This window comes from Sphaerisporangium viridialbum, from assembly GCF_049674955.1.
In the GTDB taxonomy this organism is placed as follows: Bacteria; Actinomycetota; Actinomycetes; order Streptosporangiales; family Streptosporangiaceae; genus Sphaerisporangium; species Sphaerisporangium viridialbum.
In genome coordinates, this window is the sequence record NZ_CP187232.1 from 1,786,306 (window position 1) to 1,809,867 (window position 23,562).

Annotated in this window: 13 protein-coding genes; 3 read left to right on the plus strand and 10 right to left on the minus strand. The window is 71.3% G+C overall.

Annotated elements, in window-relative coordinates:
• Window positions 1–288: 288 nt before the first annotated feature.
• Genes ACOZ38_RS08080 through ACOZ38_RS08100 form a run of 5 tightly spaced genes read right to left on the minus strand, consistent with a single transcriptional unit; the run spans window position 289 to window position 11,744 of the window.
• Window positions 289–1,449 carry an acyl-CoA dehydrogenase family protein gene (locus ACOZ38_RS08080; RefSeq protein ID WP_405145103.1) on the minus strand — a complete coding sequence of 387 codons (1,161 nt, stop codon included), beginning with the start codon at window positions 1,447–1,449 and terminating at the stop codon, window positions 289–291.
• The gene (locus ACOZ38_RS08085; RefSeq protein WP_424529480.1) at window positions 1,446–5,312 is read right to left on the minus strand and encodes an SDR family NAD(P)-dependent oxidoreductase; all 3,867 of its coding nucleotides are present in this window, start codon (window positions 5,310–5,312) and stop codon (window positions 1,446–1,448) included. The genes ACOZ38_RS08080 and ACOZ38_RS08085 overlap by 4 nt, the downstream gene beginning before the upstream one ends.
• The gene (locus tag ACOZ38_RS08090; protein WP_424529481.1) at window positions 5,309–10,075 is read right to left on the minus strand and encodes a beta-ketoacyl synthase N-terminal-like domain-containing protein; all 4,767 of its coding nucleotides are present in this window, start codon (window positions 10,073–10,075) and stop codon (window positions 5,309–5,311) included. The genes ACOZ38_RS08085 and ACOZ38_RS08090 overlap by 4 nt, the downstream gene beginning before the upstream one ends.
• A 33-nt stretch (window positions 10,076–10,108) precedes the next feature.
• Window positions 10,109–10,918, minus strand: a complete 810-nt coding sequence (locus ACOZ38_RS08095) for an ABC transporter permease (protein ID WP_424529482.1) — start codon at window positions 10,916–10,918, stop codon at window positions 10,109–10,111.
• Entirely contained in the window at window positions 10,908–11,744 is an 837-nt protein-coding gene (locus tag ACOZ38_RS08100; protein ID WP_424529483.1) for an ABC transporter ATP-binding protein, read from the minus strand. The genes ACOZ38_RS08095 and ACOZ38_RS08100 overlap by 11 nt, the downstream gene beginning before the upstream one ends.
• 295 nt (window positions 11,745–12,039) lie before the next feature.
• Between ACOZ38_RS08100 and ACOZ38_RS08105 the strand changes: the two genes are divergently transcribed.
• Window positions 12,040–13,563 (plus strand): glycosyltransferase family 39 protein, encoded by a 1,524-nt coding sequence (locus ACOZ38_RS08105; RefSeq protein WP_424529484.1) that lies wholly within the window; start codon window positions 12,040–12,042, stop codon window positions 13,561–13,563.
• 132 nt (window positions 13,564–13,695) lie between these two features.
• Here ACOZ38_RS08105 and ACOZ38_RS08110 read toward each other — a convergent pair whose 3' ends face one another.
• Window positions 13,696–13,905, minus strand: a complete 210-nt coding sequence (locus ACOZ38_RS08110) for a DUF5988 family protein (RefSeq protein WP_405145109.1) — start codon at window positions 13,903–13,905, stop codon at window positions 13,696–13,698.
• Between the two features lie 39 nt (window positions 13,906–13,944).
• Window positions 13,945–15,384 carry an acyl-CoA carboxylase subunit beta gene (locus ACOZ38_RS08115; protein WP_424529485.1) on the minus strand — a complete coding sequence of 480 codons (1,440 nt, stop codon included), beginning with the start codon at window positions 15,382–15,384 and terminating at the stop codon, window positions 13,945–13,947.
• A gap of 352 nt (window positions 15,385–15,736) precedes the next feature.
• On the opposite strand from ACOZ38_RS08115, the gene ACOZ38_RS08120 reads away from it, so the two are divergent.
• Window positions 15,737–18,961 (plus strand): GH92 family glycosyl hydrolase, encoded by a 3,225-nt coding sequence (locus ACOZ38_RS08120; protein WP_424529486.1) that lies wholly within the window; start codon window positions 15,737–15,739, stop codon window positions 18,959–18,961.
• A gap of 224 nt (window positions 18,962–19,185) precedes the next feature.
• Here ACOZ38_RS08120 and ACOZ38_RS08125 read toward each other — a convergent pair whose 3' ends face one another.
• A complete protein-coding gene (locus ACOZ38_RS08125) occupies window positions 19,186–20,658 on the minus strand; it encodes a glycosyltransferase family 39 protein (protein WP_424529487.1) in 1,473 nt (490 codons plus the stop codon).
• Window positions 20,659–20,909: 251 nt separating this feature from the next.
• On the opposite strand from ACOZ38_RS08125, the gene ACOZ38_RS08130 reads away from it, so the two are divergent.
• On the plus strand, window positions 20,910–21,419 hold the full coding sequence (locus ACOZ38_RS08130) for a GNAT family N-acetyltransferase (RefSeq protein ID WP_424529488.1): 510 nt from the start codon (window positions 20,910–20,912) through the stop codon (window positions 21,417–21,419).
• Between the two features lie 6 nt (window positions 21,420–21,425).
• On the opposite strand, the gene ACOZ38_RS08135 is transcribed toward ACOZ38_RS08130, so the two are convergent.
• Both ACOZ38_RS08135 and ACOZ38_RS08140 read right to left on the minus strand, forming a co-directional pair.
• On the minus strand, window positions 21,426–22,301 hold the full coding sequence (locus tag ACOZ38_RS08135; RefSeq protein ID WP_424529489.1) for an alpha/beta fold hydrolase: 876 nt from the start codon (window positions 22,299–22,301) through the stop codon (window positions 21,426–21,428).
• A gap of 133 nt (window positions 22,302–22,434) precedes the next feature.
• Window positions 22,435–23,358, minus strand: coding sequence for a carbohydrate kinase family protein (locus tag ACOZ38_RS08140; protein WP_424529490.1), 924 nt, complete (start codon window positions 23,356–23,358; stop codon window positions 22,435–22,437).
• Window positions 23,359–23,562 lie beyond the last annotated feature (204 nt).

The following is a 23,562-nucleotide window of genomic DNA, read 5'->3' on the forward strand; positions in this document are numbered from 1 at the left end:
TGCGCAAAAGTAATTCGGAGCCCTGCGAGATAGATCGCAGTACCATATTCGGAGATCCTCAGGGAACGGCTCGCCAGGTCCGCGGTAAAGGCTGATCGGCGTGCGCGCCCGTTCCACGACGCTCTGGAAGGTGTGGCCGACTTCTTCGACGGGCTGACCGATGCCCTCCGGCCGTCTTCGAACACGAAAAGAACGCCCCGCGCAGGTCAGCGCGGGGCGTTCGGGCTGTTCAGGTGGGGTGGTCAGGGGCGGAAGCGAACCGCCGGCGTCTCGTTACCGGTCACGGGTTCACGACCGCTTCGACACCGGGACCACGTACCGGCTGAACACCAGGTCGCGCAGCACGTCGTCACCGCCCTCGACGATCGAGACGTACCGCACGTCGCGCAGCAGTTTGCCGATGACCGACTCGTGGGTGTAGCCGAGGCCGCCGAACATCTCGGAGGCCGTGGAGGCGATCTGCCAGCCGGTCTGGCCGCAGAACATCTTCGTGGTGAGGGCGGACTTCAGGGTCCCGATGCGCAGGAACTCCTCGCCCGCGTCCGGCCGGACCGCGACGGCGTCGTACGCGCGCGCCGCGGCCAGGCACTGGTTGACCATCACGTCGATCTGCATCTCGAACTGGCCCAGCCGGCCGGCGAACACCGCGTTGCCGGCCAGCGGGGAGCCCTTCACCGACTTGGACTTGCCGTACTCCATGCACACGTCCCGCACCCTGCGGGCGATGCCGAGCCCCGTCGCGGCGATGAGGATCCGGCTGGCGTTCAGCCCGACCTCCAGCAGCCGCAGCCCGTTGCCCCGCAGGACGTTGCCCGCGGGGACGCGGCAGTCGGTGAACGTGACCTGGTAGGTCGCCGACGAGCGCAGCCCGATCACGTCCCACCGCTTGTCGATCCGCACGCCCGGGGTGTCCCTCGGCACCAGGACGGCGAGGTACCCCGACGGGTCCTCCTGCGAGCGGGCGATCACGACGAGGAACTGCGCGAAGCCGGCGTTGGTGGAGAAGGCCTTCTGCCCGTTGAGCACGATGGAGTCGCCGTCGCGGGCGGCCATGGTGGTGATGCGGGCCAGCTCGCTGCCCGCCGCGTGCTCGCTGCCGAGCGTCGCGCAGGATCCGTTCTCGGCCACCATGCGGCCGAGGTGGCGCTCCTTGAGCTCCTCGCTGCCGTACCACGCGACCATGCTGGTCGTCAGCACCGGGATGAACAGCGTGAACGCCACTCCCGCGTCGCCATAGGCCAGCTCGGAGACGATGCGCACGCTCTCCTGGAGGCCGAGCCCGAGCCCGCCGTGTTCCTTGGGCAGCCACCAGTTCGCCAGGCCGGTCTCGGCGAAGCGCTCGTACAGCGGCAGCGGAGCGTCGGCGAGCGAGTCGAGGTAGGCGTCCTTGCCCAGCAGCTCGCGCCGGGCGAAGCCCTGCACCCTGCGCAGGTATTCGGGCTGCTTCACTCCTCCTCCACTCCGTCCACCTGGTCCCGGGAGTCGAGCAGCGCGGCGAGCTGGCGGACCGTCGGGCACTCCAGCAGCCCGGTGACCGGCACCGAGGCGTTCAGGGCCTTGCGGATCCGCGTGGTCAGCTCGATCGCCAGCAGCGAGTGGCCGCCCAGCTCGAAGAAGTTGTCCGTGGCGCCGATCGGCTCGATGCTCAGCACCCGCGACCAGATCTCGGACAGCGTGGCCTCGGTGCCCTCGCGCGGCTCCACGTACGGGGTGCTCAGGTCGGGCCGGGGGTGGCGTTCCTGGTCGTCGTACTCGTCGTTGGCCTCGTGGATGTCCCCGGTGACCCACTGGGCGATGCGGGCGTCCAGCGAGCCGGTCGAGATGACCAGGTGCCCCACCCGGTCCCCGGCGGACAGGGCCCGCTCGAACACGTCGACGGCCTCGGCGGGCGCCATCGCGTAGTCGAGCACGGCCGAGCTGTGCCCTTCCAGGCGGTTGGGGTCGATGCTCCAGGTGTCCCAGTCGACGGTGATCCACCGGCCGGCGTCGGAGGTGCGGGCGACGCGGATGTAGGCGTCCAGCGCGGCGTTGGCCGCCGCGTATGGGGCCAGCGTCATCCCGCCGAGGACGGCGGCGATGGAGGACAGGGTGATGCGCCGGTCGGGGGCCTGGTCCTTGAGCACCGCCTGCAGGACGTGGAAGCCCTTGACCTTGGCGGCCATGTGCGCGTCGCACTGGTCGCGGTCCATGAGGTGGGCGAAGTTGAAGAAGCCGCCCTCCTGCACTCCCGCGCCGTGGACGGCCACGTCGATCTCGCCGAAGCGCTCGACCGCCGCCTCGACGACCGCCCGCATCTGCGCCTCGTCGGACGCGTCGGCCGACATGGCGAGCACCGTGGCGCCCCGGGCCTCCAGGTCGAGGATGTTGCGGATGTGCCGGGCGGTCCGCTCGCCGCGCTCGGGCACCGCCGAAAGGTACCCCTCCCACTCCTCCCGGGGCGGCAGCGGGGAGCGCGCGGTGAGCACCAGCCGGCATCCGTACTTGCTCGCCAGGTGGCGGGAGAGCACGAGCCCGACGTCGCCGAGGCCACCGGTGATCAGCACCGTGTCGCCGTCGCGGACCGGACGGTCCTCCTCGGTGAGCTCCTGCACGGGGAACGGCTCGTACCGCCGCAGCCAGGTCTCGCCCGCGCGGACCGCGACCGGCCCCTCGTGCGGGCACACGACCGCGGCCAGGATCTGCGTGGCCAGCGTTCGCAACGCGCCGGGGTTGCCCGCCGGCACGACGTCGCTGTCGATGTGGCGGCAGCGCAGCCGGGGGTTCTCCTGGGCGAGGCTCGGCGCGAGCGCCGCGAGGGTGGAGTGTTCCGGGTGACGCAGATCGGAGCCGAGCACCCCCACCGCCTCGGAGGTCAGCAGGGCCAGCTCGGCGCGCGGCGCGGAGCCGGTGTTGTCGACCAGCTCCCGCGCGAGCGCCAGGGCCGAGTAGAAGCCCCGGTACTGCTCGCCGTCGAAGTGCGCCACGGGGTCGTCCCCCTGGCCCGCCTCGGCGCCCGCCAGGCTGAACCCGTGGATGATCGCGCGGGGGCCGGCAGCCAGCGAGTAGAGCAGCTCGGCCATGTCGTCGGCCTTGTCGACCCGCACGGTGAAGTCGCCCGCGTCGTCCTGGTGGAACCGGTCGCCACCGCGCACGGCGGTCACCTCGGCGCCGGCGTCGTTGAGGCGCTCGACCAGCGCCTCGCCCCGCTCGTCGTCGGTGAAGACCAGCCAGGGTCCGGCCAGCCTGAGCCGCTCGTCGAGGCCGGCGACCGGCAGCGGGTGCTGCTGCCACGTCGGCAGGTACGTCCACCGCGAGCGGTCGAAGGTCTTCCCCTCGGACGGGGGCGCCGCCGCCTGGCCGGGCCTGGGCTTGACCCAGAACCTGCGCCGCTGGAACGGGTAGGTGGGCAGCTCGACCCGGCGCCCGGCGCCCCGGTGCAGCGCCGCCCAGTCGATGGAGCTGCCGGCCTGCCACAGCCGGGCCACGGTGGCGAGCAGCCACTCGGCGGCCGTCGCGCCGCCGCTCGGCGCGACGGTGACCTCCTCGACTCCGGACGGCGGGGTGGACCCGTCGCGGAGCACGTGCACCCCGAGCCCGCTCAGGGCGTCGGCGAGCGCGCTCAGCGCCTCGTCACGGCCGGTGCCGCCCGGACGGGACGAGCCGCGGGCCTCGCCGCCGGGACGCAGCACCTCGGCGACCGCCGCGTGCAACTCGGGCCACCAGGTGGACGGTACGTCCTCGGCCGGCTCGACCAGCAGGACCTTGGGGTTGCGCCGCTGGGTCTTGCCGTCGATCCAGCGTGCCGGGTCGGCGAGCGCGGCGAGCGCGTCGTCGCGGTCACGGCAAACGACGGCCCGCCGCCGGGCGAAGCCGCCGCGGGACACCTGGAGCGTGAAGGCCACGTCGGCGAGGTCCTCGTCGCGGTTGCCGTCGAGGTGCTCCCGCAGGCGCTCGGTCAGGTCAGACAGGGCCTGCTCGTCGGTCCCCGAGTACACCAGCAGGTGCGGGCCCGGCCGCTCGGGCCGCCCGGGCCTCGGCGGCGCCTGCTCCAGGACGACATGGGCGTTGGTGCCCCCGAGGCCGAAGGAGTTGACCCCGGCGCGGCGCGGGTGCGGGCCCTCGGGCCACGGACGGTGCTCGGTGAGCACGGTGAAGCGGTCCTGCGCCGTCGCCAGCGCCGGGTTCGGGGTCTGGTAGTCGGGCGTACCCGGGAGCAGCTCGTGCTTGAGGGTGAGCGCCGCGCGCATCAGGCCGGTGACCCCGGAGGCGCGGTCGAGGTGGCCGATGCTCGGCTTGAGCGAGCCGAGCACGCAGGGCGTCTCACGCGGTTGGGCGAACGCCCGGTTCATGGCGGCCAGCTCGATGGAGTCGCCCAGCATGGTGCCCGTCGCGTGGCACTCGACGTAGCCGACGGTGTCGGGCTTCACCCCGGCCACGCCGAGGGCGGACTCGATCACCTCGGCCTGGCCGTCGACGCCGGGCGCGGTGTATCCGGCCCGCATCCGGCCGTCGTTGTTCGCCGCGGACCCGAGGATCACCGCGTGGATGACGTCGCCGTCGTTGATCGCGTCGGACATGCGCTTGAGCGCGACCGTGCCCACGCCGCTGCCCATGACGGTGCCGCTCGCCTCGGCGTCGAAGCTGCGGACCTTCCCGTCCGGCGACATGATGCCGCCCTGCTCGTACAGGTAGCCGGACGGCTGGGGGAGCGGGGTGAAGGCCCCGCCGGCCAGCGCGATGTCGCATTCGTACGTCAGCAGGCTCTGGCAGGCCAGGTGCACCGACACCAGCGACGTCGAGCAGAAGGTCTGCACCGTCACGGCGGGGCCGCGCAGGCCGAGCTTGTAGGAGACCAGCGAGGCGAGCGAGTCGCGCTCGTTGCCGACGGCCATGAGCAGGGCGCCGCCCGGCTGCCCGGCGAGGTGCTGGATGTTCTGCACGATGTAGTCGGGGAAGCCGCAGCCGGCGAAGACCGCGACCTGCCCCGGCACGTCGGTCGGGCAGTATCCCGCGCTCTCCAGGGCCTCCCAGGAGCACTCCAGGAACAGCTTGTGCTGGGGGTCCATCGTCTCGGCCTCGCGGGGGTTGATCCCGAAGACCGTGGCGTCGAACTGGTCCAGCCCGTCCAGGGGGCCGCCGATGCGGACGTAGCGCGGGTCGGCCAGCTGACCGGGCTCCACGCCGGTCTCGCGCAGCTCCTCGTCGGTGATCTCCCGCAGGCCCTTGACCCCGGCCAGCACGTTGCGCCATAGCTCCGCGACGCTGCCGGCTCCGGGGAAGCGCCCGGACATTCCGATCAGTGCGACCGCCGAGTCGTAGTCGGTTACCGTCATGACGTCCTTCCGCTCCGGAGCATGTTGCGTCGCTGTTCGATGCGGGACCGCTGCTGGTCGCGGGCCCCGGCGGCCTGTTCGTCCTTCTCCTCGCCTGCGGTGGCGGCCTCGGCGAGCGAGGCGACCGTGGGCGCCTGGTACAGGAGGTGCGGCGGCAGGTAGGAGAGTTCGAGCGCCTTGCGGACCTCGGCGATGATCTCCATGCCGAGCAGGGAGTTGCCGCCGAGCTCGAAGAAGTTGTCGTGCACGCCGACCTGTTCCAGGCCGAGCGCCTCGGACCACACCCCGGCGATGGTCTCCTCGGCCGGCGACTGCGGCTCGACGTACGCCGTCGACAGGTCCGGCCGCGGATGCCGGCCGAACGCGTCCCTGATCTTCTTGACCGTCGCCTGGTGGCTCTCGATCGACGAGCGGCGGCTCATCGCGACCAGGGGCGCGAAGTCCTGCGTGGACGCGATCGTGTGCGGCTCGCCGCTGGCGAGCACCCGGAGCAGCGTCTGGAACCCCTGGTCGAAGCTGATGCCGAACGTCTCGCGGTACCACTCGAAGTACTGCCGCGACCCCTCGTCGTAGTTGTCGAGGCCCTCGGTCCAGCCGTTCCAGGTCCACTCGCCCCAGTCGATCGAGGCGACGGTGCACCCGGGGAGCGCGTCGCTGAGCGCGAACGCGTCGAGGTAGGCGTTGGCCGCGCAGTAGTCGACCTGGCCCGCGCCGCCACCCGTCGCCGAGGTGGTCGAGGAGAACAACGCGACGAAGTCGACCGGCACATCCCGCAGCGCCTCGGCGATGGCCAGCGTGCCCGCGACCTTCGGCGCGAGCACCCGTTCGATGTCGGCGGCGGTCTTGAACTGCATCAGCCCGACGGCGGGCACCGCCGCGCAGTGCAGCACGCCGTTGAGCTCGCCGAACCGCTCGATCGCGGTGCCGACCGCGCGGCGCACGTCGGTGAGCTGCGAGACGTCGCCGGCCACCGTGACGACCTCGGTGCCGGCCGTCACCAGCCGCTGGAGGCCGTCGAGCCGCCTGCGCACCTCGTCGGCCGTGCTCGGGGAGGCCAGGATCTGGCCCCACTGCTCCCGGGGAGGCACCGGTGTCCTGCCCATCAGCACCAGGCGCGCCTGGTACTGCTCGGCGAGCCGCTCGGCCATGGCCAGGCCGATGCCGCCGAGGCCGCCGGTCACCAGGTACGTGCCGCCGGGGCGGACGCCGGCGGCGGGAGCGGCGTCCTCGATGCAGGACGCGTCGAGCACCTCGTAGCCGGGGACCCAGCGCCGGCCGTCGCGCAGCGCCACGACCTGGTCGGCGGGCTCGGCGCGGAGCTCGGCGAGCACCGCGCGCGGCCACTGCTCGGCCGTGGCGGCGTCGAGGTCGATGAGCCTGGTCTGGACGCGCGGGTACTCGACCGGGATCAGCCGGCACGGGCCGAGCAGGGTGCCGCGCTCGGCGTGGACCACGTCGCCCGGGAGCACGCGCTGGCTGCCGACGGTGACGATGTCGAGCGACCACGGCGAGAGCCCGACGTCACCCGCGGCGCGGGCGAACGCGACCAGGGTGTGCAGGCCGCGCTGGAGGCAGTCCTCCGTCGCGTCTCCGTCGGTTCGTGCCGCGCCCGCGGTCCACAGGTGGACGATGCGCTCGGGCCGGCGGTCCTGGTCGCCCAGCTCCCGCAGCACGGCGATGGCGTCCTCCTGCGAGCCCGGCCGCACCACCATGCCGTCCGGCCCGGCGGCGAACCCGTCGCCCGGCCGTACCAGCACGACCTCGCGGCCCGCCGACGTAAGGTGCTCGCGCAGCGACGCGGCGAGCGTGTCCGCCAGGCCTGTGTCGGTGTAGATCAGCCACCGGCCCGCCTCCTCGGCGCGGGCCGGCCGGGGCGTGGTCTGGTGCCATACCGGCACATTGACCCACTGGTCCTCGGGCAGCCGGGGGAGCGCCTTGGCGATGCTGGTCGGGTCGTTCTCGTCGAGCAGGGGCGCGCCGCTGCCGGCCGCGGTCTGGTCGATCTCGAGCCAGTACTCCTGGTGCTCGAACGGGTACGTCGGCAGCGGTACGCGTCCGGGAGCCCAGCGGTCGCCCGGCGCGACGTCGGCGGGGGAGACCTCGTGCAGCGCCGGCCAGTCGACCGTGACCCCGGTCAGCCAGAGCTTGCCGACCGCCGTGGCGCCCGCGGCGTGGGCGTCCAGCTTGTCGTTCGCGGCCGGCAGGGTCGTGACGATAAGCGGCCACTGCGTCCGCTGGCAGTCGGGGTGGCCGCGGGTCAGCGCGCCGAGGGACTGTCCCGGGCCGATCTCGGCGAGGGCCGTCTCGCCGCCGTCCAGCACGTGGGCCAGCGCCGCCCCGAACTCCACCGTCTCGCACATGTGCCGGGCCCAGTAGCCGGGGTCGGTGACGACCTCCTCGGTGGCGGGCTGTCCGGTGACGTTGCTGATGTACGGGATGGCCGGCGCGTTGAGGGTGACGTTGTCGGTGATCCAGGCGGTGAGCTCGGCGGCCACCGGTGCCAGCATCCGCGAGTGGTACGCGTGGGTGGTCGCGAGGCGCCTGCTTCCGATCTCCGCCTTCAGCAGCAGGGCGGCGGCCTCCTCGACCGCCTCGACGGGGCCGGCCAGCACGACCTGCGAGCCGGTGCGCACCGCCACGTCCAGGTCGCGGGTGAACAGCTCGCCGAGCACCGCGCGCAGCCGCCGCTCGTCCGCCGCGACGGCGAGCATGGCGCCCTCGGGCTGCGAGGTGATCAGCTTGGCGCGGTAGGCGACCAGCCGGAGCGCGTCGGGGAGCGACAGCACGCCCGACAGGCAGGCGGCCACGTACTCGCCGAGGCTGTAGCCCACCATGATCTCGGGCTTGACGCCCCAGCGCGTGAACTGCCGCGCCAGCGCGTACTCGGCGACGAAGACGGCGGGCTGGATCAGGTGCGCGTCGGAGGTGGGCCGGGGCGCGGTGTCGCCCGCGCGCCCGAGGAGCCGGGCGAGGTCACCGGCCTCGCTCGCGTCCGCTTTCGCGGGCACGAACATGTCGGACAGCTGTGCCGCCTCGGTGAGGCCGAGGATGGCCACGCACTCGTCGACGTCCTCGCGGAAGGCCGGGTCGTCGGCGTACAGCGCCGCCACCATGCCCGGGTACTGCTCGCCGACCCCGGCGATCAGGAACCCGACCTTGCGGCCGATCGTGGCGTCCGTACGGCCCAGCGGCCCGGCCACGTCGGCGAGCAGCTCGGCCGCGCGCCCGGTGGAGTCGGCGATGACGACCTTGCGGTGGCCGAAGAGCTTGCGGCCGACCTGGAGCGTGTACGCGACGTCGCCGAGGTCGAGATCCGGCGCCGACTCCAGCCGCTCGGCCAGCCTGGCGCACGACCGCTCGGCGGCGGCCGCGGAGCGGGCCGACACCGGCAGAACCTGCCAGCGGCGCGGGCGCTCGCGGCGCGGTGCGACCGCCGGGGCCTCGGTGACGATGGCGTGGGCGTTCGTGCCGCCCATGCCGAGGGAGCTGATGCCGGCGATCCTCGGCCGGTCGGAGCTGCGCGGCCACGGCGTGGGCTCGGAGGTCACCCGGAAGGGGCTGTTGTCGAAGTCGATCTCGGGGTTCGGGGAGCGGTAGTGCAGGGTCCCCGGGATCAGCTCGTGGCGCAGCGACTGGATCACCTTGATCAGCCCGGTCACGCCGGACGCCCGGTCGAGGTGGCCGACGTTGGGCTTGATCGATCCGAGCACGCAGTACTGCTTCGCCTCGGTCGGGCCGAAGGCGCGGGTCAGGGCGGCGACCTCCATCGGGTCGCCGACCTCGGTCGCGGTGCCGTGGGCCTCCACGTAGGAGATGGCCGACGGGTCCACCCCCGCCTTCTCGATGGCCCTGGAGACGCACCTGCGCTGGCCGTCGATGCTCGGTGCCAGATAGCTGAACTTCATCGCGCCGTCGTTGTTGATGTGGGAGGCGCGGATGACGGCGAGCACGGTGTCCCGGTCGGCCAGCGCGCGGTCGAGGCGCTTGAGCATGACGACGGCGGCGCCGTCGCCGAACATGCTTCCCTTGCCTTCGGCGTCGAAGGTGCGCACGTGGCCGTCGGGCGACTCCTGGCCGCCCTCCTCCCACAGGTAGCCGATCCTGTCCGGGATGCGGATCGACACGCCACCGGCCAGGGCCATGTCGCACTCGTCGCGGCGCAGGCTCTCGCTGGCGAGGTGCACGGCGACCAGCGAGGTCGAGCAGAAGGTCTGCACCGTGACGCTCGGGCCCGAGAGGTCGAGCCGGAAGGACACGTTCGTGGCGAGCGAGTCCTTGTCGTTGCCGATCATCAGCGCGGACGGGTCGATGCCCATGTCGAACGCCTTGAGGCGGGTCAGCAGGTAGGCGCTGATGTTCATTCCCGCGAACACGCCGACGCTGCCCCGGTCGCCCGGCGAGGCGTAGCCGGCGGTCTCGAGGACCTCCCACACGCACTCCAGGAAGACGCGCTGCTGCGGGTCGGCCAGCGTGGCCTCGCGGGGGTTGTAGCCGAAGAACCCGGCGTCGAACCCGCGGATGTCGTCGAGGATCGGGCGGCTTCTGACGTAGTTCGGCTGCTGGAAGGTCGTCGGGTGGACGCCCGCGAGCGTTAGGTCCTCGTCGGAGAACCGGGTGAAGGACTCGACCCCGGTGCTGATGTTGCGCCAGAACGTCTCGACGTCGTCCGCGCCCGGAAATCGACCGGCCATGCCGATGATCGCAATATCGGACTCGTCCGTCGAGTGTTTCGAGTCGCCAGGTGAATGTTGCTTCATCAACATGCCCCTTATGTGCCTGTGTGATCGAAATGTGCGTCAAAGCAAACGGCTGCGGCCCCATCCGCGCGTCAGCCGGCGGACGGCGAACGTGCCGGACACCAGGCCGATCGCCAGCAGGACCCCGGCCGGGGCCAGCATGCTCGCGGCGTCGCCGCGCACGGCGGCCTGCAGCATCGTCAGGGCCCAGTACCCGGGTGACACGTGGGCGGCGATCTGCGCCCACTCGGGCATGATGCTCAGCGGCACCAGCGCGCCGCCGAGCGAGCTGAGGGTGAGGGCGCCCACGTCGGAGATCACGCTGAGCTCGCCGTGACTGCGGACGATCGTGGCGAGCGCCGCGCCGATCGAGAGCAGCGTGAAGGCCCAGAGCGCCATCGCCAGGGCGACGAACCCGAGGGAACGCGGCACCGGCAGCCCGATGACCAGGCAGCCGTAGATGAGCAGGATCGTCTGCTGCACGACCATCACGACGAAGATCGGTATGGTCTTGCCGAGCAGCAGCTCGGTCGCCGAGGCCCTGCTCACGCGCAGGCGGTCCCAGGTGCGCCAGGTCCGCTCGACGAGGATCGCGTTGCCCGCGATGGAGATGGCGAACACCGAGAACATCACCAGCAGGCCGGTGACCACCTTGGTGGCGCCGCCGTCGACCGCCCTGACGTACAGCGGCTTCAGCACCAGCATGAGCACCATCGGCATGACGACGTAGCTGATCATCTGCCCCGGGTCGCGCAGGCGGATGGTCGTGTTGTGCTTTGCCAGCGCGCCGATCCGGTACGCGGCGTCACGCAGGGTGTCGAGCGCGCCGGTCCGGTGGGAGGTTTCCAGGGGTGCGGCATCAAGAAGCATCGCTGACCGCCAGGGATCTGTAGAGGTCGTCGAGGGAGGGATTGCGCACGTCGACCGCGCTGATCGGGTGCTCGGCGCGGCCGAGCATGTCGATCAGGGTGGCCGCCGGGTCCGTCGTCGAGACCGTGAGCTCCTCCCCGTTGTCCAGGAGGAGCCTCACCTCGCCCGGCAGCCCGTCCACCAGCTCCTCGTAGGTGCCTCTGGCGATGACGCGGCCGTTGCGCGCGACCGCGATCGTGGCCTGGAGCTCGGTGAGCTCGGGGAGGTAGTGGGTGGTGTAGACGACGGCGGCGCCCTCGCCGGCACGCTGCTTCACCACGTCGAGCATCGCCTCCCTGGTCTCCAGGTCGGCTCCCGCGGTGGGCTCGTCGAGCAGCAGCAGCCCCGGCCGGTGGACGAGCGCGGTGGCCGCCTGGGTGCGGCGCTGCTGGCCGCCGGACAGGCCGGCCGTGTGCCGGTCGATGAAGTCGTTGAGCCGCAGCGCGACGACGAGATCGTCGATGGCGCTCTGCAGAGCCGCCCGGCGCAGGCCGGCGAGCTTGCCGAAGAGCTCCAGGTGCTCGCGGACGGTGATGGAGGGGTAGAGCGCGATGTGCTGGGGCGCGACCCCCACCCGGCCGCTGGTGGCGGAGGGCGGCCTGCCGTCGATGATCACGTGGCCGCTGTCCGGGCGGATCAGGTGTGACACGATCTCGACGAAGGTCGTCTTCCCCGCGCCGTTGTGCCCGACGAGCCCGACGATCTCACCGGCCGCCACGCTCAGGTTGAACCCGTCGAGAGCCTGGACCGAGCCATAGCGCTTGACCAGATCGATTGCTTCCAGCAACGTGCCACCTCCTTAACCATTCACGCCGACTGTGGCATCCGCGCTGTAGGGTGTTATCGTTGCGACTTCCATTCATGCGGCATGTCCGCCGCATATTCGGCCGGCGCACTGAATACCTCGCGCCATCCGACGGCTGAATACGGCTGACCCGGTGAAATCGAGGTTACCGCCACGGTCCCTGGAGATGATGGGCCCGCTTGTGGCAAGAAGTGGCCTGAAAGAACAGGCCATCGGCCGGGCCACGATTCCCCGAGCTTGACGTCAACCCACCGGTCTGCTGTCATGCTCAATTGTCATGACTATCGCGCATTCCGACACATCGGTGTCGGACGAAGACGACGACCGTCCCGGGGGACTGCCGCCGTTCGCGGCTGGGCCGGTCGCGGTCGTCGCCGCAGCGCTCGCCGCGCTGCTCACAGCTCTGTCCGGCCGTTACGGGTTCCACCGTGACGAGCTGTACTTCATGGTCGCGGGCGACCGGCCGGCCTGGGGATACATCGACCAGCCGCCGCTGACCCCGCTGCTGGCCCGGGCGAGCACCGCCCTGTTCGGCGAGACTCCCGTCGGGCTGCGCGTCGTGGGCACCCTGCTCGGCGTCCTCACCGTCGTGGTCGTCGCGCTGGTCGCCAGGGAGCTCGGGGGAGGCCGGCGTGCCCAGTCGCTCGCGGCGGTCTTCACCGCCACCTCCGGCATCGTCCTCGGGCTCGGCCACATGCTCGCCACGGCCACGTTCGACATGCTCGCGTGGCTCGTCATCAGCTGGCTCGTGCTGAGGCTGCTGCGCACCGGAGACGGCCGCTGGTATCTGGCGATCGGCGCCGTCATCGGCATCGGCATGCTCAACAAGCAGCTCGTCGCCCTGGTGGTGGTGGCGCTGCTGGTCTCGGTGCTGGCGGCCGGGCCGAGGCGGGTGCTGCGCACCTGGTGGCTCCTCGCCGGGGCGGCCGTCGCGCTGGTCCTGGCGTCGCCGAACCTTCTGTGGGCGGCGGCGCACGGCTGGCCCCAGTTCACCGTGGCGGCCGGCATCAGCGACCGCGAGGGCGGCGAGAACCGCCTGATGTTCGTGCCCCTCCTGCTCGTGCAGCTCTCCCCGCTGTTCGTGCCGATCTGGGCGGCCGGGCTCGTACGGCTGTGGCGCGATCCGGCGATCCGGTGGGCACGGCCGTTCGCGGTGGCCGTCCCGCTGCTCGTGGTGGTCGTGCCGATCTTTGGTGGCAAGTCCTACTACGTGCTGCCGCTGCTGATCGTGGCGATGGCGGCGGGCGCCACGAGCGTCGACCGCTGGGCGGGCACCAGGCGGCGGAGCCGGGTGCTCGCGGCCGTGGTCGCCGTCGCCGCCCTGGTCAACATCGTCGTGACGCTGCCCGTGCTGCCGCCCGAGACCGTGCACGTCGTCAGCGCGATGAACCGCGAGCAGGGCGAGCAGGTGGGCTGGCCCACGCTGGCGTCCACCGTCGCGGGCGTCTGGGGGCGAATTCCCGCCGAGCAGCGCTCGCGGGCCGTCGTCTTCGCCCAGAACTACGGCGAGGCCGCGGCGATCGCGCGGTACGGCCCGGGCCACGGCCTGCCGCCTGCCTACTCCGCCCACATGAGCTACGCCGAGTGGGGCCCGCCGCCGGACTCCGCCGACGGGCCTGTGGTGCTCGTGTACCACAAGGACAACCTGCGGCTTCCCCGGCACTTCGGCGAGTGCCGGCCGGCGGAGCGCGTCGACCTCGGGTTCGAGCCGGGCAACGAGCTGCAGGACGACGTCGTCCAGCTGTGCACGGGCCCGCATGCCCCGTGGTCCACCCTGTGGCCCATGCTGCGCCACTTCTAGCGACCGCCCGTGCGAACGGCCACGTCACGTTCTGACGTGGCCGTTCTCCGCGGTGGGGATTCCGGATTATCGCGCCGTCAACGGCCGAACATCATTCGGCTATTGTCGTGCGCGGGAACCAGCGGCCGAACGTCATTCGGCTATGGCGGTGCGCATGAACCAGCGGAACACCGGGAAATCGACCCCGTCGATTTCCGTGCTCTCACCCTGATGGCTGAAGTGTTCGTATCCTCCGCCGACGGGCAGTTTCAAGGTCTCGGCGACGGTCGTGACCCGTTGAATTCGCTGATCGGTGGGCAGGTATGACGGGCCGCCTACAAGGACCACTCCGATCTGAAACACGGTGGCACCTCCTTCGGGTGTGTTTCCGCCTCTCGATATTCACAGCGGAATGTTGGAATGGCGTCCCCGGGAATGCGGCGCCCCCGCCAGGGCCTCCGCCAGCCGGAGCCGCGTGGTCGCGGGCGCGATCACCTCGTCGACGACCCCGAGGGACATCGCCCGCTCGACGCCGCCGGCCACCCGCCGGTGCTCCTCGACCAGGCGCGCCCGCAACGCGTCCCGTCCGTCCTCGGGGGCCGCGGCGAGCGCCTTCTTGTGCAGGACGCCGACCGCCGCCTCGGCGCCCATCACCGCCACCTCCGCGCCGGGCCAGGCGAAGACCGCCGTGGCGCCGAGCGAGCGGGAGTTCATGGCGATGTAGGCCCCGCCGTAGGACTTGCGGGTGATCAGGGTGACCCGGGGCACGACGGCCTCGGCGAAGGCGTGCAGGAGCTTGGCGCCCCGCCTGACGACGCCGCCCCACTCCTGCCCGACTCCGGGGAGGTAGCCCGGCACGTCCACCAGCACGACGAGAGGGATGCCGAGCGAGTCGCACATGCGGACGAAGCGCGAGCCCTTCTCGGCGGACAGCGAGTCCAGGCAGCCGCCCTTGCGGATGGGGTTGTTGGCGAGCACGCCGACCGACCTGCCGCCGAGCCTGCCGAGCCCCACCAGGAGGTTGGCGGCCCAGCGCGGCTGCAGCTCCTCGAAGACCACCCCGGCCTCGTCGGCGTCCATGATGGCGTGGACGAGCGGCCGCACGTCGTACGCCCGGCGGGGTGACTCGGGGAGGAAAGCTCCGAGGTCCCGGTGCTCCCGCAGGCGCGTGAGGTCGAAGGCGCCCGGCCGGGAGAAGAACCCGACGAGGCGGCGGGCCCGTACGTACGCCTCGTCCTCGCCGCCGACCGTCACATGGGCCACCCCGGACTTGGGGCCGTGCGTCTCGGGGCCGCCGAGCCCCGCCATGTCGATGGTCTCGCCCGTGACGCTTCGCACGATGTCGGGACCTGTCACGAAGACACGGGCGGCGTCGGCCATCATGACGATGTCGGTGAGCGCCGGGCCGTAGGCGGCGGCTCCCGCCGCGGGCCCGAGGACGACGGAGATCTGCGGGATCACGCCGGAGGCCCTGGTCATGGCGGCGAACATCAGCCCGACGCCGTGCATCGACTCGACCCCGTCGGCCAGCCGGGCGCCTCCGGAGTGCCACAGGCCGACCACCGGGCACCCCATGCGCTCGGCCGCCTCGATCGCCGCCACGATGTGCGTCGCGCCGGCGGCCCCGAGCGCGCCGCCCATGCGCGTCGCGTCGGTGCAGTAGGCGACCACCGGGGCTCCGTCCACCAGCCCGCGTACGGCGCTCACACCGCTGTCGTCGTCGCCGTGGAGGGGCACGGGGGAGCCGGGGTCGAGCAGCCGCGCGAGGCGTACCGACGGTGCCCGGCCGTCGATCTCCTGAGCCGGGGATTTCTCGACCGCAATGGTGGACAGGACAGTCATCGCTGAATTCCCCTGCTGTATGGAGTCAACCGGTAATAGTGCCGAATTTGCCGCAGTTATCGATGCGAGCCAACCCCTGTTCGTGTAGGAATCGTGTTGACCGATGCTCCTGACCCCGTTTTCCCGGCCCTCGCCCGGGGGCTCGCCCCACGTTCTCGCCGGTGGGCGGATGGGACGTCGTACCAGGTGGGATGGGGTGCGACGGGCGTCCCCGGGTGCGCGGGAAGGCCGTCCTCACAGGCCGCCGCGTGCCGCGGTGGCAACTTGTGGCCGCAATTTCTGCAGGTTGACGCCCTCTGGTGATTCGCGTTCATGTTTCTGTGACGTGAACTCACTGCCTGGAGGACGTGCCTTGTCCATATGGTCGTTACCGATAGTCGCCGCCGTTCTGGCCGCGACGGCATTTCCGGGGGGCGCGGTCGTCCAGTCCACCCCCGACGAAGATCCGGCCGCCTTGGTCAACACCTTTCTGGGGACCAAGGAGGGAGGCCCCGACTTCGGTCACGGCGGCGGGGCGGGCATGAACTTCCCCGGTGCCGTCCTGCCGTTCGGGATGATGCAGTGGAGCCCCGACACGGTGGCGAACGCCGGCGGCGGCTACAAATGGGAGGACAACCGCCTGCGCGGGTTCTCCATGACCCACATCTCGGGGCCCGGATGCACGGGCGCGCAGGACTTCCCCGTGATGCCGATCTCCGGGACGATCGGCAGGTCGCCGGCCACCCATGGCGACGACTACGTGCCGACGTTCAAGCATGAGAACGAGAAGTCGTCGCCCGGCTTCTACGGCACCACCCTGGACACCGGGGTCAAGGCCGAGCTGTCGGTGAGCACGCGCGCCGGTGTGGGGCGGTTCACCTTCCCACCGGGCAAGCCCGGCACGCTGCTGCTGAACACCAGCGGCTCGGTCAACGGCATCGACGACGGTGAGACCCGGATCACGGGGAACACCGTCGAGGGCTGGGTGCAGACCGGCGGGTTCTGCGGCCCCCCGATGCGCTACAGGGTCTACTTCTCCGCCACCTTCGACCAGCCGGTCACGGGTTCCGGCACGTGGAAGGACGACGCCGTGCTCCCCGGCGTCCAGACGGTCAGGAACGCCTCCAAGGCCAAGGTCACGGGCGAGACCGTGACGGCCCAGGATGTGGTCGTGAACGGCCCCGGGTCGGGCGCCTACCTGCAGTTCGACTCCGCCAGGCCGGTGCAGATGCGCGTGGGACTGTCGTACGTGAGCGTCGACGGGGCCCGGAACAACGTCAGGACCGAGATCGGCACCGACGGGCTCGACCAGGTGGCGCAGAAGGCCCGGGCCACCTGGAGCAAGCGGCTCGGCCAGGTGCGGGTCACCGGCGGCACCCTGGACCAGCGTCGTACCTTCTACAGCAACCTCTACCACTCCCTGCTGCAGCCGTACGTCGCCGAGGACGCCGACGGCACGTACACCGGGATGGACAACAAGCCGCACAAGGTCGCCGCGGGCCGTCACCACTACGCGACGTTCTCCGGGTGGGACATCTACCGCAGCGAGGTGCAGCTCCTCGCCCTGCTCGCGCCCGACGTGGGCAGCGACATCGCGCAGTCGATGTACGACAACGCGCAGTCGATCGGCAACGTGTGGGACCGGTGGTCGCACCAGAGCGCGGTCACCGGCGTCATGGTGGGCGACCCGTTCCACTCGATCATCTCCAGCATGTACGCCTTCGGGGCGCGCGGCTACGACGCCCCCACGGTCCTGAAGGCCATGGTCGCGGCGGCCAAGCGCGTCGGCCCGATGGACATCGGCCACCCGCAGGCCAAGTACGACGAGCGGCCGGGCAACGCCGCCTACATGACGAAGGGGTACGTCCCGGCGGACCCCTCCTCGACCCTGGAGTACGGCATCGCGGACTTCGGGCTCGCCCAGCTCGCCTCCCGTCTCGGCGACGCGACGACGTCCGGCGAGTTCATGAAGCGCTCGCAGGCCTGGCAGAACATCTACAACCCGGCCAACTCCTGGATCCAGCCGCGCATGGCCGAAGGGTCGTTCACCTCCCCCTTCGACCCCGCGAGCCCCGACGTCTACATCGAGGGCAACGGCGCGCAGTACCACTGGCTGGTGCCGCACAACCCGCGCGGGCTGTTCGACGTCATGGGCGGCAACGCCAAGGCGGTCGGCCGGCTCGACGGGTACTTCAAGAAGCTCAACGCCGGTCCGAGGGAGCCCTACGCCTACATGGGCAACGAGCCGGCCATGCCGGCGCCGTGGCTGTACGCGTGGGCCGGGCAGCCGTACAAGACCCAGGACCTCGTGCGGCGGGTGCAGCAGGAGCTGTTCACGCCGGGCCCGGACGGGCTGGCGGGGAACGACGACCTCGGGGCCATGGGCTCCTGGTACGTGTGGTCGGCGATGGGCATCTTCCCCGCCATCCCCGGCAGGGCGGAACTGCTGGTCAACACCCCGCTGTTCGACAAGATCACTATTACGCGGGACAAGGGGAGCATCGAGATCAACGCGCCCGGCTCCGCCGCCAGGTACGTCCAGACGCTCAAGGTGAACGGGGTGCGGACCACCAAGGCGTGGCTGCCGGAGTCGTTCGCCACCGGTGGCGGCCGGCTCGACTTCACGCTCGGCACCACGCCGAACACCACGTTCGGAGCCGGCGTGAACGACGTGCCGCCGTCGTTCAACGACGGCGCGAAGCAGTACGTCATCGGCGCCGACCCGGGCAGCGGCCCGGTCGAGCCGGGCGGCACCTTCGAGGCGCTGTTCGCCGCGCAGTCCGCGACCAAGGCCGTGTCGCTGAAGTGGGAGGCGAAGCCGCCGGCGGGCATCACCGTGTCACCCGCCAGTGGGACCCTCGTGGTGCCGGCCGGAGGCAGGGCCACGGTGAAGCTCAGTATCACCGTGGGCGCCGGCGTGGGCGTCGGGTTCCAGACCGTGCCGATCTCCGCGACGGAGCCGACGTCCTCGGGCTCGGTCTCCACGGCGCAGACCACCGGCGTACGGCTCAACGTGGCCAAGCGCGGGACGATCGACTGGTACATGAACAACGCCGGCATCGGCGACGAGGCCGAGCCGGGCCAGGCCAACCTCGACGGAACCGGGTTCGGCTATCCGGCGCAGGCGCTCGCGGGAGCCGGGCTGCGGCCGGGCGGCAAGGTCGACTGGAAGGGCTTCCAGTTCACCTGGCCGAACCGCAGGCTCGGCGAGTGGGACAACCTGGTGACCGGCAACCAGGCGATCGAGATGGCGGCGCCCGACGGGGCCACCAAGCTCGCCTTCCTCGGGTCGGGCACCAACACCGCGCCGCTGGTGGACACGACGATCACCTACACCGACGGCTCGACGAGCACGGCCAAGCTGGGCTTCAGCGACTGGATGCTGAACTACGGAGGTAGCCCGCCCAGCTACGGCAACGAGATCGTGGCCCAGGCGCCCTACCGGTTGTACTCCGGCTCCTGGCAGATCCAGCCGCTCAGCACGTTCGTCTTCGCCGCCCAGCCGATCGCGCTGACCGCGGGCAAGAAGGTGAAGAGCGTGAAGTTCTCACCGGTCGAGGGCGGCTCGCTGCACCTCTTCGCGTGGGCCTTCTCCTGACCCACAGATGACCGAGGACCCCACGGGGGGCGCGAGCCCTCCGTGGGGTCCTTTTCTGTCGACGTGCAGGCCGGGTCAGGGACGTGGATCCCGCGTAGGCCGAACGACAAGCCCTACCGCCGAGTCCCGGGCCACCGGCCTGGGCGCCGTTTCCCAGCGAGAGCGCGTCCCGCGACACTCCTGCCGGGCGAAGGCCGGAGATACCCGGCATCCGCCCACGCGGGTCAGTTGTAGTGACGGACCTTCGGCCAGATCTGACTCCATGGCTGGAGCGGGTCGTGGCAGACGATGATCGGGTTGTCCTGCTCCTCGCCGGCCATCCCGGTCACCGTGGCGGCCTGGGTGCATCGGGCGAACACCGTGCCGAGGCCCCGAGCGGTGAAGTCGACCGCCACCACCACTCGCGTCCCTTCGGGAGGCGGGCCCCACCACCACAGTTCGTTGTGGCCGCTGTAGACCTTCGGCAGGCCGAACTCGCCCGCCCACCGGTCGAGCGCGCCGGCCTCCCCGTAGTTCCCGGCCAGCAGCACCGCCCCGGCCCGCTCCTGCTCGGGCAGCCCGTGTACCACCTGGCCGACCTGTCGGGCCAGGTCGTACATCCCCACGGACTCGACGGACACCTCGTTGGCGACGGCGACCGGGGTTCCGGGCAGCGAGGCGGCCGGGATGACCGGCAAGGCCACGACGATCGAGACGACCGCGGTGACCGCGAACGCCGTGACCAGCGTCCGGCGCCACCGCCATTCGGCGGCGGAGACGCAGCCGGCGGCGAACAGGTACAGCAGGAACCCCACGAGGTAGTCGGCCCTGCCCGCCGAGTAGAGGGTGACCGCGCAGGCCACCGGATACGCGATGGAGAGGGCCCGGGTCCGGGGGTCCCGCCACAGCCGGCGCCATCCCACCACGCCCACCACCGCCTGGGGCGGGCCGAGCAGCAAGAGCTGCAGGGGAACGAAGGTGATCCTGTTGGTGGTCCCCTCGTCGATCTTCAACGCCTCGGCCATCTGGAACTGCGGCCAGTCATGGGTCACCTGGTAGACCAGGTTGGGCGCCGCGACCGCGATCGCGAGCAGGGCGCCGATCCACAGACGCTTGTCCTTCAGGACCTCGCGCGGGCCGGCGGCCAGGATGCCCACGCCGATGGCGCCCAGCAGCAGCACGATCAGATCGCGGTTGTAGGTGGCGAACCCCGCGATCAGGCCGACCCAGATCCAGTACCGCCCATCGCCTCGAAGCAGCGCGCGCATCAGGCACAGCGTGGTGGCCGTCCACAGCAAGAGATCCGGAGTGAGGGTGAGCAGCGTGTGCCCGGCGATCAGAGGTAGCGACGCGGTGGCCGTTCCCGCCGCGGCCAGGATCTGCGCTCGGCGGTTCCCGCCGAGCTCCCTGGTGATGAGCGCGACGAGCACGATCACGAGCCCGGCGCACAGGGCGGGCACGATCCGCAGGGCGACGACCGTGTCGCCGAAGACGGCCGTCGACCACCGGGCGATCATCGGGGTGAGCGGCGGTGTATCGAAATATCCCAGCTGCGGATGCCCGCCCAGCAGCCGGAAGTAGAGTTCGTCGCGGTGGTAGCCGTACCAGGGGCTGACGGCGAGCAGAACGGCGCTGGTCGCCAGTGCGACGGAGAGGACGGGGGTCCGGCTGAACGGGGGGAGCAGGGCTTCTGTCCTGACTCGGGTGATCGAGGTCACTTGACCATGATGGTGGTCAATTGTCAGCCCGGCCACCCACTTCCGCATCGCGATCAATAAACAGGGGGGTCACCCTCCCGGCACGGCGAACATGACATGTTCGAGCGAGCAGGAACGGTGGGGGCCGCCCGTCATGCCGCCGGGGGGTGAGAGCGCGGTGGGGAGCTTCACACAGGAACCGGGAAGGGATGAGTGCGTTCCGGGGTGGTGGGGTTCGCCGGGTTGCAATGGGGGCTGGTAGACATGGGCGGATGATCGATCTGCGCGCGTTCGAGGCGGGTGACGCGGTGACCGTCGCGTCCTGGGTTGACGGAGCAGAGGAGCTGACCACGTGGTCGGGGAACGCGGGGTTCTCCTGGCCGTTCGACCCCGATCAGCTCGTCGCCTTCCATGCCGCCGACCCTGACCGGCGCACGCTGGTCGCGACCGAGGCGGACGGTACGCCGGTCGGCCAGATCTCGCTCAAGCCGGACGCTCGACGCTGGTCCGCCCGCCTGGGCATGGTCCTGGTCTCGCCGCAGGCTCGTGGCCGCGGATACGGCGCGGCGATGTTCCGGGCCGCGCTCCGGGTCGCCTTCGAGGAGATGAAGGTCCACCGCGTCGACCTCGGCGTGTACACCCACAACGCGAGCGCCATCCGCCTGTACGAGCGCCTCGGCTTCCAGCGTGAAGGCGTCCAGCGCGAGGTCACCCTGGTGAATGGCGAGTGGTGGTCATCCCTGACCATGAGCCTCCTCGCCCACGAATGGACCCACGGCTGATCAGTGTCAGGTGGTCAGGTGGCTCATGATGGTTTGGGCTGCTGGGGGGTTGAAGAGGATGGTGTAGTGGTTGGTGTCGGGGATGACTTCGGCGTCCAGGGCGGGGGACTGGGCTTGGGCCTCGGTGACCAGGGCGGGGGGCAGGAACGGCGGGGGGTCGCCCATCATGCCGCTGGGGGCCGTGAGGAGCACGGTGGGGAGCTTCAGCGCGCGCAGCGCCTCGTTGATCTTCTGGCCGCTGCTCAGCAGGTCGTGCCCGTCGGCGCGCACCGCTGAGGGCTGGGCGCGAGAACGCAGGGCGCCCGGCTCGCCGGTGAGGTCGTACCGCAGGTAGAACTCCAGGTCGTCGCTCCAGGAGTCCTTGAACGCGGGATGAGCGCGCCAGAAGTCGAAGTACTCCTCGACGGAGTCGAAGGTCCGGCTGAGCCTGGCCAGTGCGGGGCCGAGCGTCGCCCGCATCACCACGTCCGGGTCGAGGCCCTCGGGTACGGGCAGCGGGATCCCGCCGTCGACGAGCACCAGACGGCGGTACGGTTCCGGGCTTCGCGCGGCGGCGAGCAGCGCGACGTACGCGCCCATGGAGTGCCCCGTCAGCACGTACTGCCCGGCGCCGATGTGGCGGGCGGCGGCGTTCAGGTCGGCGCTGTGGCGGTCGAAGCCGAACGGCCCCGGCAGGTCGGTGCTGCCGCCCCGGCCGCGCAGGTCGACGGCGATCAGTGACCATCCGGCGGGAAGGTGCCCGGCGACCGCCTGCCAGGAGGCGGCGGAGCCGGTGATCCCGTGAGCCGCCAGGATGACGGCGTCCCCGGTGCCCCACCGGAGCGCGCGCAGCTCGCCTCCGTCGACGGGGATGTCCAGCGGCTGGGGGGATTCGGTGGCCATGCCCACTCCCTTTCACGGTCCTGCTCCGTGCGAGCGTACCGACCCGCCGCTTCACCGCTCCAGCCCGGGCGGCGGCATCCGCCTCCCCTTTAACTGGTGCAAGCCGGGTGGAACGTACGTGGCCGTGGCGTCTTCAGGTGAGCTGGTGGGCCCATGGGGGGTTGGCGCCGGGGACCTTGCAGGTCTCGGCGGCGGCTCGTACGGCGAAGGCGATGGCGGCCTCGACGTCCGCGGGGGTGAGGTCGGGGAGGCGCCCGCCGAGCCGTCCTCGGTGTTCCAGCACGTGCAGCAGCCCCGCCGTGAACGTGTCGCCCGCGCCCACGGTGTCGACGGCCTCCACCTCGACGGCCGGGACCGTGATCCGCACGCCGTCGAGCGAGGCGTGCACGTCGCCGGTGCCGCCGGTCACGACGACCAGACGGACGCCGTGCCCGTGCCAGGTGGTGAAGGCATCCTCCGCCGACAGCCCGAGGTGGGCCAGGTCCTCGTCGCTGAGCCTGAGGATGTCGGCGATCCGCGCCCACCGGGGGAGGGCTTCGAGGTAGGTGGAGACCGGCACCAGGGCCGTGCGCACGTTCGGGTCGATGGAGATCGTGGCCTGGGCTCGCACGGCCTCCAGCAGCCGCTCGATGTGCGGCCCGCCGGGCGCGAGCGCCAGCGCGAGCGAGCCGGCGTGCACGCAGCGGGCGTCGTACGGCGCCCGCTCGGCCAGCTCCTCCGCGGTCCAGAGCCAGTCGGCGGTGCCCTCGGTGTAGAAGTCGTAGGAGGCCTGCCCGGCCTCGTTCACCGCCGTGATCGCCAGCGTGGCGCGCTCCGGGGCGGTGACGCACGCGCTCAGGTCGACCCCCGAGCCGGCGAGGTGGTCGCGGATGAGTCGCCCGAGGGTGTCGTCCGCCAGGCGGCCGAGGAACCGCACCGGCGTGCCCAGGCGCCCGAGGGCGACGGCGGTGTTCACCGGGCCGCCCCCCGGGCGTACCTGTAGGTCCAGCATGCCCTCCCCGGGGATGACGAAGGCGTCCGCCACGGCTTCACCGATCACGGTGATGTGCTGGTTCATAAGAACCGATCTTCTCCTGGATCGGCGTCCGGCGCCTCGACGGGACGGACTCCCATGTGAGTGCCGAAAGGCCGTCGCCTGCCCGTGGTGGCGATGCCCTGGACGTGCCCCCTGCGCGCAGAATCGGAACGGTACAAGAGTGCCGCGCCGCAGCCTCTTACGGCTGGCCTGACAGATGTGCGGGAGCACTTCCCTGGCGTAGAA

Excerpts from the sequence above, each read along its gene's own strand:
- ACOZ38_RS08085 (WP_424529480.1), bottom strand. The coding sequence starts at position 5,312 with ATGACGGTAACCGACTACGACTCGGCGGTCGCACTGATCGGAATGTCC.
- ACOZ38_RS08090 (WP_424529481.1), bottom strand. The coding sequence starts at position 10,075 with ATGTTGATGAAGCAACATTCACCTGGCGACTCGAAACACTCGACGGAC.
- ACOZ38_RS08095 (WP_424529482.1), bottom strand. The coding sequence starts at position 10,918 with ATGCTTCTTGATGCCGCACCCCTGGAAACCTCCCACCGGACCGGCGCG.
- ACOZ38_RS08105 (WP_424529484.1), top strand. The coding sequence starts at position 12,040 with ATGACTATCGCGCATTCCGACACATCGGTGTCGGACGAAGACGACGAC.
- ACOZ38_RS08115 (WP_424529485.1), bottom strand. The coding sequence starts at position 15,384 with ATGACTGTCCTGTCCACCATTGCGGTCGAGAAATCCCCGGCTCAGGAG.
- ACOZ38_RS08130 (WP_424529488.1), top strand. The coding sequence starts at position 20,910 with ATGATCGATCTGCGCGCGTTCGAGGCGGGTGACGCGGTGACCGTCGCG.
- ACOZ38_RS08135 (WP_424529489.1), bottom strand. The coding sequence starts at position 22,301 with ATGGCCACCGAATCCCCCCAGCCGCTGGACATCCCCGTCGACGGAGGC.
- ACOZ38_RS08140 (WP_424529490.1), bottom strand. The coding sequence starts at position 23,358 with ATGAACCAGCACATCACCGTGATCGGTGAAGCCGTGGCGGACGCCTTC.